A 9660-nucleotide genomic window follows, 5' to 3' on the forward strand; every position below is an offset into this window, starting at 1 on the left:
TGGTGCCCAAGAAGCAGTGGAAGAAGACCGACCCGGTGAGGATCGAGGTGCGCGGCAGCACACTGGAGCTGGCGGGCGTTGCCGTCGATGGTGGCGACGGCAAGCATGGCGGCGGCGTGGGCAGACCAGCCACGGTGCAAGCGGCTGCTCGCTTGCCGATGTCACGGCACGCGGGATGATACCGGTGCCACTTCACTGAAGAGGCGAAAGACGATGACGAATTCAATCAACGCAGCGCACGCACCGCAGCCGCAGGTGCCTGCCGCATTGCCGTCGGCATGGGGCGACGCCGCGGCGATGCATCCCGGTTACTGGCTCACTTTCGTCGGCAGGCGCTATCCCGGCCTGTTTGCGGCAACGGACAAGTTGCGCGCCTCGCGCGATCCTGCGGTGCGGGTATGGCCTGACCACTACTACATTCCATACACGCCTCTGCGGAACATGGTGATGCGCGGACTTGGTTTTCGCTCAGGCGACACGATACCGGCGGAGCTGTCCGATGAGTTTAACTTTGCGGCGTCAATGGCGGCCTGGCGCGTGACGCAGGGGATATACCGCATCGACCCGACGGTCTACGATGCCTTGTGCGCGACGCCTGTGACAGGGGAATTGCCCGTGGAGTTGTTGCGGCACTTGCCTGAATGGTGTGTCTATCTAGAGACCCCCGGCATGCACTGGGACCATCTTCCCATTTATGGCGTCTTTGCCAACCTGTGGGGCGACGGCGACGGCGCCGAGGTGCTGACGCTGCATCTCAATCACACCAGCGGCCCGCTCGCCTGCCCGGTCGATCTGACCCACCGCACATTGGGCGAGGCTATTCGCGGCCAGTTTCAAAGCATGCGTAGCGCCGGCATGGTGGTCGAACCGGCTTTTGAGCGAAATATGCCGACGCTGCTGCCGCGTATTCTCTCGCTGCTCCTGTACCTGTGCAGCGAAGCCGCCGAAATCGGGGATGGTGCATCCCGGCCATCGCGGCCGGTGCCCAAGCGCACCAAGAAGGGGGTGCGCATGTTCGCCGCGCAGCGGCCGGTATGCTGGGATGTTGCCACGCGCCTGGGCGCCGCGCTGCGCCGTGCTGGCCCTGATGCCGCTGGCGATGCCGCCGGCGCTGGCGATGGTGCCGGGACTCATGCCGGCCCGCGCCCGCACATCCGGCGGGCACACTGGCACACCTACCTGAGCGGCCCGCGTGATAGCGCGAAGCGCACCTTACGCTGGATGCCACCCATTGCAGTCAACGTCGAAACGCCGGACGATCTGGTACCCACGTTGCGCAGTGCTGGCACGGCGGACAAGGCGGGTGCCCGGTAGGGGGGGCTAGCGATGGGATCGCGGCCTGCGTGAGCGCTGACGCGCAAAGGGGTCCGTGAGAGTGGATCGGCCCGGATATTGGGGAGCCGGCGCCCTAACGCACCAGCGCGCGCAAGCCGTCCAGCAACCTCCCGATCTCCGCCTCGGTGGTCAGGTAGCTGACCGAGGCGCGGGCGATCTGGCTGAGCCCGCGGGCGTTCATGTCCAGGGGCGTATAGGCGACGCCGTTGCTGCCGATCACCACGCCCTGCGCCGCCAGGCTGCGCTGCACCGACACCGGGTCCTGGCCGGCCAGGTTGAACGCCACCAGTCCGGAGCGCTCGCGGCCCTGATCCAGCACCGTCACGCCGGGTATGCCGGCCAGTTGCACACGCAGCGCCTGCGCGGTGGCATCGATCCGCGCACGGATGTTCTCTAGGCCGATCTCCAACGCTTCCTCCAAGGCATTGGCCAGGCCGCAGCGCAGCGCCATCGATGCTTCCGCCGATTCGAAGCGGGCCGCGCCAGGCCGCAAGACGGGCTCGCCGTGCGCATCCAGCGGCGCGGAATAGGTGTCGACGAATGCCGGCGTCAGCCGGGGCAGGAAATCCTGCCGCACGTAGAGCAGGCCGGTGCCCCTTGGTCCGCGCAGCGCCTTGCGGCCGGCGCCGCTCAACACATCGCAGCCCACCTGGGCCACGTCGACCGGCAATTGGCCCACCGCCTGCGCGGCGTCGATGAAATAGGGGATGCCGTGGCGCCGCGCCACCTTCCCGATGGCTGCGGCGGGATTGATCAGTCCGCCGTTGGCCGGTAGCCAGGTCAGCGCAATCAGGCGCACACGGTCGTCCAGCATGGCCTCCAGCGCCTCGGGATCCACGGCGCCGCTGTTATCGGACGGAATGACTTCGATCGACGCGCCCGCGCGCTGCGCCGTCAGGCGCATGGTGGCCAGGTTGCCGCCCCATTCGTGGCGCCCGACCAGGATCCGGTCGCCGGGTCGCCAGGCCCCCAGTGCGGCGAACGCGGCGCCCCAGCCGGGCGAATTGCCCGTGGTCAGCGCGATCTCCGCCGGCTGGGCATTGAGCATTTGCGCGGCAAGGGTACGCGCGCGTTCCGTTTGCTCGCGTGCCGCCACGCCGGCTTCCATCGGCCCTTGTGTGGCTTCGCGCCGCAGGTGGGCGTGGATCGCTTCCAGCGTGGCCGTCGAGGGCAGCGAGGCGCCGGCATGATTGAAATGCGTGGTGGTCTGCGTGCCTGGCGCGCGGGCGCGCAGCGCGTCCACGGCGGCGGGGGTGAGGGGAGCGGGCATGGGGGTTCCGGTGAGGCGCGTCGGGTACAGGGCGTTCAGGGGTGGGTCAGCGAGATCACGGCTTCGACTTCCACGGCAACACCGCTGGGCAGCGACGCAACGCCAACGGCGGCGCGCGCGTGACGACCCGCCTCGCCGAATACCTGCACCATCAGGTCCGACGCACCGTTGGCAATGGCGCTCTGGCGATGGAATTCCGGCGTGCTGGCCACGAAGACGCCAAGGCGCACGACGCGGGCCACGCGGTCCAGCCGGTCACCCGTGGCGGCGGCAATCTGCGACAGGACGCCCAGCGCGGACAGCCGCGCGGCCTGCACGCCGTCTTCGTCGGAGATGTTGTCACCCAGGCGCCCCAGGCAGGCGGGCTGGCCATCCTTGCGTGAGATCTGGCCGGAGATAAAGAGCAGATTGCCTTCCTGCACGAATGCCACGTAGTTGGCGGCGGGAGCGGCCGCGGATTCCAGGGCCAGGCCGAGTTCGGCCACGCGGGCGGAGATGGAGAGGGTCATGTCGGTTACGCCGGAACGAGGTTGGAAAACGCCAATCCTATCGGCTTGGCCACGGAGGAACCAATCAGTTCTCGGCCGGCACGCATTAGCAAAACTAATACGTGCCGGCTGCTACGTGGCGGCTAATGCGTGCCGTCCATCGGGTCGTGGATGGCGGCCTCCATCAGCCACGCACGGAATGCCGACGCGGTCTCGCTCAGCGTGCCGCGCGGCGTGACGAGCCACCATCCGATGCCAGGGTCATCCAATACCGCGCCGGGCAGTGCCGGCACCAGTGCGCCGCTGGCCAGCTGCTGGGCGATCAGGCGGTGCCGGCCCATCGCCATGCCTTGCCCGGCGAGCGCCGCTTCCACCACGATGTTGTAGTCGTGCAGGTGCACGGTCTGTGCCTGGTCAAGCTCCAGGCCGAAGCGGCGGGCCCAGGCGTCCCATTCGAACGGATGCCTGGCATGCGAGGCCAGGAATGGGTAGCGCAGCAGGTCCTGCGGCTTGCGCGGGCGGTCCGGGCCCGCGATCAGCGCGGGGACGCAGACCACCGACAAGCGCTCGGGCATGACCAGTTGCGCGTCCACGCCCGGCCAGGCGCCCCGGCCGTAGCGGATCGCCACGTCCACTTCGCCGCCGGCCACGTCTGCAAGCGCGATATCGGGGCGCAACTGCAGGTCGATGCCGGGATGGGCGGCGGAGAAGGCGGCCAGCCGCGGTGCCAGCCAGCGCGTGCCGAAGGAAGCCAGCAGCCCCACGGTCAGTGGCGTGCGGGCGCCGGCGGGGGCGCGGATCTGCTCGGTGCCCTGGCGCAGCAGCTCGAATGCGGCATGGATCTGTGCGTAGTAAGCCTGCCCCGCCTGGGTCAGTGCTACGGCGCGTGCGCGCCGCTCGAACAACGCCACGCCCAGGTCCTCTTCCAGTTTCTGGATATGGTGGCTGACCGCGCTTTGCGAGACGAACAGCTCTTGCCCCGCCTGGCTGAAGCTCAGGCGTCTTGCAGCCGCTTCGAAAGCGCGCAGGGACACAAGGGGCGGCAGGGATCGCTTGGAGCGCATGAGGCTTGGCGGAGGGCTTGGGGAGCCCGATATGCTACGCCTTGTCGCCCGGAGGTGCTTGCGGGTGGGGGCAGGCTGCTACTGCAGGGCGGGCGCGGGCGGCATCGGCGCGGCCCAGCGGTAAACCAGCAGGCGTCCCTTATAGGCATCCACGCCGGGCGAGGCCGCGCGGTCCAGCTTTTCCTCGCGCATCAGGAAACCCTGCTCGGCCATCTGCCGGTTGAAGGCCGGGCGGTTGCCGCGGTCGGGATCGACGATCCAGACCTCGACGGTGGGGCTGGCATGGCGCCCGATAAAGTGAGCGAGGCTGGCATTGGCATCGCGCTCGTAGAGCAGGTCGCTGCCGATGATCAGGTCGAAATGGCCATGGACGTAGGCGCTGGCCAGGCTCGCACCCTCGGCGGCGTCCTGTTCAGGCGCCGTGGCGCTCCAGTGCCCGTGCCGGTATTTCATCGGCGCCAGGCCATTCAGGCGCACGTTTTCCGCCAGGAAGCTGGCTGCCATCGGATGGCAGTCGCTGGCGGTCATGTCGGCGCCGCGGCGGTGTCCCACCAGGCTGGCCAGGCCCAGGCCGCAGCCGATCTCCAGCACGCGTTCGGTGATATCCACCGGACGCGCCGCCATGCGGGCAGCCAGGTGCGCGCCGGATGGCCACAGCAGGCCGAACAGCGGCCACATGGCGGATGAAATGCCCATGCGATCGGCTTGGCCGAGGGGGTCGTAGTACTGCTGCTTATCCAGCAGCGAGCGAATGACCAGGTCGGCGACGCCGGCGACGGCGATGCTCTCTTGCTTGGTTTGATAGCCGGGCATCGGGGGGGAGAAGCCAGGACGCCGGCTTCGCAATGGGGAGGGAGTCGGCCAGTATGCCCGAAAAGCACCGCAGCAGCGCGGAAACAGGCGGCAAATGCGCCGAAGTGCAGCGAAAAATGCGGAAGAAGGGCTTCGGGCGCCGTAGCGGCGGCGGGAATGTGCCGGAAAGGCCAGCCGCGGCAGACTGCTGTCGCGTCCAAGCCATGTGCGAGAATCCGCGATAAGCAAAACATCGGATATTGTTGTCCGCCTATTATCGGAGCTTATCGCCGTGACCATCCCATCCAGCGCGTCCATCCGCAAACGCCTGCGTATGCGGCACCTGCAGCTGATGCTGGCGCTGTCGGAGTCGCCCTCGTTGCGCCAGGCGGCGGAAGGGCTGGCGCTGACCCAGCCGGCGGCCACCAAGTCCTTGCAGGAGCTGGAGGACGTACTCGGCGTATCGCTGTTCACGCGCCACGCGCGCGGGCTGGACCCCACGGTGTCGGGCAAGGCGGTGATGCGCTACGCGCGGGTGGTCTTTGCGGACATGGACGAGCTGCGCGAAGAACTGGTCGCCATCCAGGCCGGCGATGTCGGCAAGGTGCGCGTGGGCGCCGTGATGGCGCCGGCGCCGGATTTGCTGACCCAGGTGATCGTCAGGCTCAAGCAGGCGCATCCGCGCCTGCACATCATCGTGCAGATCGATACCAGCGATGTGCTGGTGCACGCCTTGCAGCAGGACCAGATCGATATCGTGCTGGGCCGCATCCCGGATGGCTGGCCGTCGGAGGAGCTGTCGTTCGAGACGCTGGGGGAGGAGGCGTTGTCCATCGTTACCCGCGTGGGGCATCCGGCGGCGGAGCGCGGCAAGCTGAAACTGGCCGCGCTGACCGAGTACGCGTGGATCATCCAGCCGCACCCCAGCCCGATGCGCCAGATCATCGACCAGACCTTTCGCGAGAACCGCGTGCCGCCGCCGGTCAGCACGGTGGAGACTTCGTCGATCCTCACCACGCTGTCCGTGCTGCGCGAATCCGACATGCTGGCCGTGCTGCCCACCTCGGTGGCCCGCTACTACGAAGACCTGAACATGATCGCCACGCTGCCGGTAGCCTTGCATGGCCGGCTTGCGCCCTATGGCCTGGTGCTGCGCAAGAGCCGCCCGCCAACGCCGGCCATGCAGCTTGTCATCGACATGCTGCGCGCGGGCGGAGTGACGGCAGCGGGCGGCATGGAAGTGAAGGGCGGGGCGGCCACCGTCAAGCCCTAGTCCCGCGCGCTCGATTCCGCGCGCTCAATCCGCGGAGATCCTGGCCTTGCGAACCACTTCGCCGTAGCGCACCATGCGGTCGGCCATCATGCGCTCAAAGGCGGCCGGCGCCATCTCCTCGGGCGGGAACACGCCGCGCGCGCGCAGCGCCGTCTGCATGGCGGGGTCGCTGGCGGCCTGGCGCACCGCCTGGTAGAGCTTCTGCACCACCGGCTCGGGCGTGCCGGCCGGAGCGGCAATGCCTGTCCAGGAGCTCAGGTTGAGCTGCGGATAGCCCAGCTCGGCCATGGTCGGCACATCGGGCAGCTGCGGCAGGCGCTGTTCGGAAGCCACCGCCAGCGCACGCACCTTTCCTTCCTTGATGTAGGGCAGCATGATGACCAGGTTGTCGAGGATGAACTGGACCTCATTGCTCAGCACTGCCGTGATCAAATGCGTGCCGCCCCGATAGGGAATGTGCGTGGCATAGATGCCGGTGCTGGCCTTGAGCATCTCCACATTCAGCTGGCCCATGCTGCCAACGCCGCCGCTGCCGTAGTCGAGCTTGCCCGGGTTCTTTTTCGCGTAGGCGAGGAATTCCGCGAAGGTACGCACGGGCAGGCTCGAGTGCACCACCAGGGCATTGGGCTGGCGGCCCAGGATGGCGATGTTCTCGAAATCCTTGATCGGGTCGTAGCCCAGCTTCGGCTGGGTCAGCGGGTTGGCCAGGTGACTGCTCTGGGAGGACACCACCAGCGTATAGCCATCGGGCTTGCTGCGCGCCACCGATTGCGTGGCGACCGAGCCGCCCGCGCCCGGGCGGTTGTCGACGACCACCGGCACGCCGAGGATGCGCGAGAGTGGCTCCGAATACTGGCGGGCCATGATGTCCACCGAACCACCGGGCGGAAAGGGCACCACCAGCGTGATGGGGCGCGAGGGATACGCGCCTTGCGCTTGCGCGGCCAGCGGCGCGGCACACGCGAGCGCGGCAACGCTGAGGCCGGTGCGGAGGAAATGGCGGCGAGAGAATGGCAGGTTCGGCATGGCAGTGTGGTGAAGGTAGTTAAGCATCGGATGCGGGGGAAATGCCCCGGCTCAGCGCAGTGCGAGGATGGCCAGCGCCACCGCCTGCGCGCGCGGCACGAAGGTGGCAAGCTCGCAGTACTCGCGCACGGTGTGCGCATGGCCGCCCACCGGGCCGGTACCGCACAGCGTGGGCGTGCCCACCGAGGATGTGAGGCCGCTGTCGGCGGCGCCGCCGGTGAATTCGCCCTCCACCGAGAAGCCCAGCTGCTGCGCGCCGCGCTGGTACAGCGCCAGCAGGTCCGCGGGCGTCTGGGTCATCGGCCGGGTGCGGCGCATGTCGGTGATCCGGCCCGTGGTACGCGGCAGCGATTCGGCCTCGATGATGGCGCGTATCTGCCCGACCAGCGCGTCGATGTCCGTGTCGGCGGTGAAACGCACGTCGAGCTCGGCCTGTGCATGCGGCGCCACCATGTTGGGCACGATGCCGCCTTTCACGCAGCCCACATTGGTGGTGATGCCCCGCCCGGCGTCGGTAAGCGCATGCAGCGCCAGGATCTTGCGCGCGAGCGCGTCGATGGCGCTGGCACCCTGGGCATGGTTGACGCCCGCGTGCGCGGCCACGCCCTCTACCTCGAATTCCACCACCATCGACCCCTTGCGCCCGGTCACCAGGTTGCCGCTGACGCGGCCGGGCTCGGCGTTGAACACGGCACGCGCGCCGCGCGCCACGTCCATGATCCGCTCGCGGGTGGCGGCCGATCCGATTTCTTCGTCGCAGGAAAAGAATAGGCGCACCGGCAGGGTGTTGCCGCCGCAGCGCGCCAGGGCCTCGGCCACGAAAACATTCATCACCAGGCCCGATTTCATGTCGGCCACGCCTGGCCCGTAGGCAAGCCCGTTTTCCACGCGGAAGGGACGGCGCGCCGCCGTGCCGGCCGGAAACACGGTGTCCATATGGCCCATGAGCAGGATCGGCGCGCCATCGCCGGCGCCGGGCACCAGCGCATCCAGGCACACGCCGTAGCCGGGCACGGCATGCAGCGTGACCGCAATGCCGGCAGCTTGCAGGTGTCCGCGCAGGACCTCTGCCACGGCCGTCACGCCGGCTTCCTGCCGGCTGCCGCTGTCGATGTCCACAATGCGCTGCAGCAGCGCCTGCATTTCAGCCTGCTGGCTACCCAGCCAGTCGATCACCTCGCCCGCCACCTCGCCCGCCACCTCGCCCGCCACCTCGCCCGCCACCTCGCCCGCCACCTCGCCCGCCACCTCGGCAAGCATCTCGCTATCAGCCATATATCCCCGTTCCTTCCACCGTGTGGACATGATTCATGCATTGCAAAAGTGCTATGATCATGCAATATGCATTGCAGTGTGTCAACGTCATGAAAAATCGCCAGGAGCCTCCCCAACACAGCGCCACCCTGCTCGAGCGCCTCGCGCGCGAGGCGGCCACGCTGACCACCCGCGAGCGCGCGCTGGCCGATGCACTGGGCCGTGACTATCCGCATGCGCTGCTGGAATCGGCCACCTCGCTTGCCGCCCAGCACGGCACGAGCGCCTCGACGGTGGTGCGCCTGTTCGCCAAGCTGGGCTATCCCAGCTATGCCGACGCCCAGCGCGAGGCGCGGGCCAGCGTGACGGCGCTCCTGCCCACCGCCGGCCAGCGCGCGCCGGCCACGATCGGTGGCAAGCGTACTCTGCGCGCCTGCGTGGACGACGCGCTGCTGCACGACCAGCACAACCTGGCGGCTACCCACGAAGGGCTGGACATGGCGGCCTTCGAGGCGATTGCGCGTCTGCTGGCCGAGCCGCGCGGGCGGTTGTTCGTGTTGGCGCAGAAAAACAGCGCGCCTGTGGGGGCATGGCTGGCGCTGCATCTGAACATGTGCCGGCCGCAGGTTCAGGAGTTGGGGGCAGGAGCGGTGACCGCCACGGACGCCATGCTGTGGGTAGAGCCCGAGGATGTGCTGCTGACGTTCAGCATCCGACGTTATTCCAGCGCGCCGGTGAGCATCGCCCGCGCTTTCCGCGAGCGCGGTGCGCGTGTGATCGCGATTTGCGATAGTCCGGCTGCGCCACTGGTGCCGCTGTCGCATCATCATCTGCTGGTGCGTACGGGCAATGCTTCCCCCTTTGATTCCTATACGGCGGCCTTTTTCCTGTGCAATGCGCTGGTTTCGGCGGTGGCGCAATTGCGGCAGCCTTCGGTTATCAAGGCGTTGCAGCGGCGTGATGCGCTTTGGGAAGCCTTTGAGGCGGATCCTGTTGAGGGTTTGAGGCGGGGGTAGGCTGTGGTGCTGGCATTGCCGGCGATTTTTCGCCGCTGTCGCGGCTGTGCGGGGTTGGCCGTTTTCGCACACGGGGGTGTCACTTTTCTTTGCGCCCGAGCCGACGACATTACTGGTCGCTGTTTCTTTGAGCGGTGTTGGT

General features: G+C 68.0%; 9 protein-coding genes. 3 read left to right on the plus strand and 6 right to left on the minus strand.

The features are described from left to right. Nucleotides 1–255 precede the first annotated feature (255 nt). Nucleotides 256–1314, plus strand: a complete 1059-nt coding sequence (locus tag CF70_RS04805; protein ID WP_152561690.1) for an AcrVA2 family anti-CRISPR protein — start codon at nt 256–258, stop codon at nt 1312–1314. Between the two features lie 94 nt (nt 1315–1408). Here the strand turns inward: CF70_RS04805 and CF70_RS04810 are convergent, their stop codons facing one another. From CF70_RS04810 to CF70_RS04825, 4 genes are all read right to left on the minus strand, one after another. After that, complete coding sequence (locus CF70_RS04810; RefSeq protein WP_035861148.1) at nt 1409–2605, minus strand: aminotransferase class V-fold PLP-dependent enzyme; 1197 nt, start codon at nt 2603–2605, stop codon at nt 1409–1411. 35 nt (nt 2606–2640) lie between these two features. Next, nucleotides 2641–3114 carry a RidA family protein gene (locus tag CF70_RS04815; protein ID WP_035861151.1) on the minus strand — a complete coding sequence of 158 codons (474 nt, stop codon included), beginning with the start codon at nt 3112–3114 and terminating at the stop codon, nt 2641–2643. Nucleotides 3115–3236: 122 nt separating this feature from the next. Further along, on the minus strand, nt 3237–4157 hold the full coding sequence (locus tag CF70_RS04820) for a LysR substrate-binding domain-containing protein (protein WP_035861154.1): 921 nt from the start codon (nt 4155–4157) through the stop codon (nt 3237–3239). A gap of 78 nt (nt 4158–4235) precedes the next feature. Beyond that, a complete protein-coding gene (locus CF70_RS04825; protein WP_035861157.1) occupies nt 4236–4970 on the minus strand; it encodes a class I SAM-dependent methyltransferase in 735 nt (244 codons plus the stop codon). A gap of 313 nt (nt 4971–5283) precedes the next feature. Here CF70_RS04825 and CF70_RS04830 point away from each other — a divergent pair, with 313 nt between their 5' ends. Beyond that, on the plus strand, nt 5284–6222 hold the full coding sequence (locus tag CF70_RS04830) for a LysR family transcriptional regulator (RefSeq protein WP_051648042.1): 939 nt from the start codon (nt 5284–5286) through the stop codon (nt 6220–6222). 24 nt (nt 6223–6246) lie between these two features. Here the strand turns inward: CF70_RS04830 and CF70_RS04835 are convergent, their stop codons facing one another. Both CF70_RS04835 and CF70_RS04840 read right to left on the minus strand, forming a co-directional pair. Next, nucleotides 6247–7248, minus strand: coding sequence for a Bug family tripartite tricarboxylate transporter substrate binding protein (locus CF70_RS04835; protein WP_035861159.1), 1002 nt, complete (start codon nt 7246–7248; stop codon nt 6247–6249). 51 nt (nt 7249–7299) lie between these two features. Continuing rightward, nucleotides 7300–8523, minus strand: a complete 1224-nt coding sequence (locus CF70_RS04840; protein WP_235184884.1) for a M20 family metallopeptidase — start codon at nt 8521–8523, stop codon at nt 7300–7302. A gap of 89 nt (nt 8524–8612) precedes the next feature. On the opposite strand from CF70_RS04840, the gene CF70_RS04845 reads away from it, so the two are divergent. Beyond that, nucleotides 8613–9518 carry a MurR/RpiR family transcriptional regulator gene (locus CF70_RS04845; RefSeq protein ID WP_035861167.1) on the plus strand — a complete coding sequence of 302 codons (906 nt, stop codon included), beginning with the start codon at nt 8613–8615 and terminating at the stop codon, nt 9516–9518. Nucleotides 9519–9660: the final 142 nt, after the last annotated feature.

It is taken from the genome of Cupriavidus sp. SK-3, assembly GCF_000611145.1.
Classification (GTDB): domain Bacteria; phylum Pseudomonadota; class Gammaproteobacteria; order Burkholderiales; family Burkholderiaceae; genus Cupriavidus.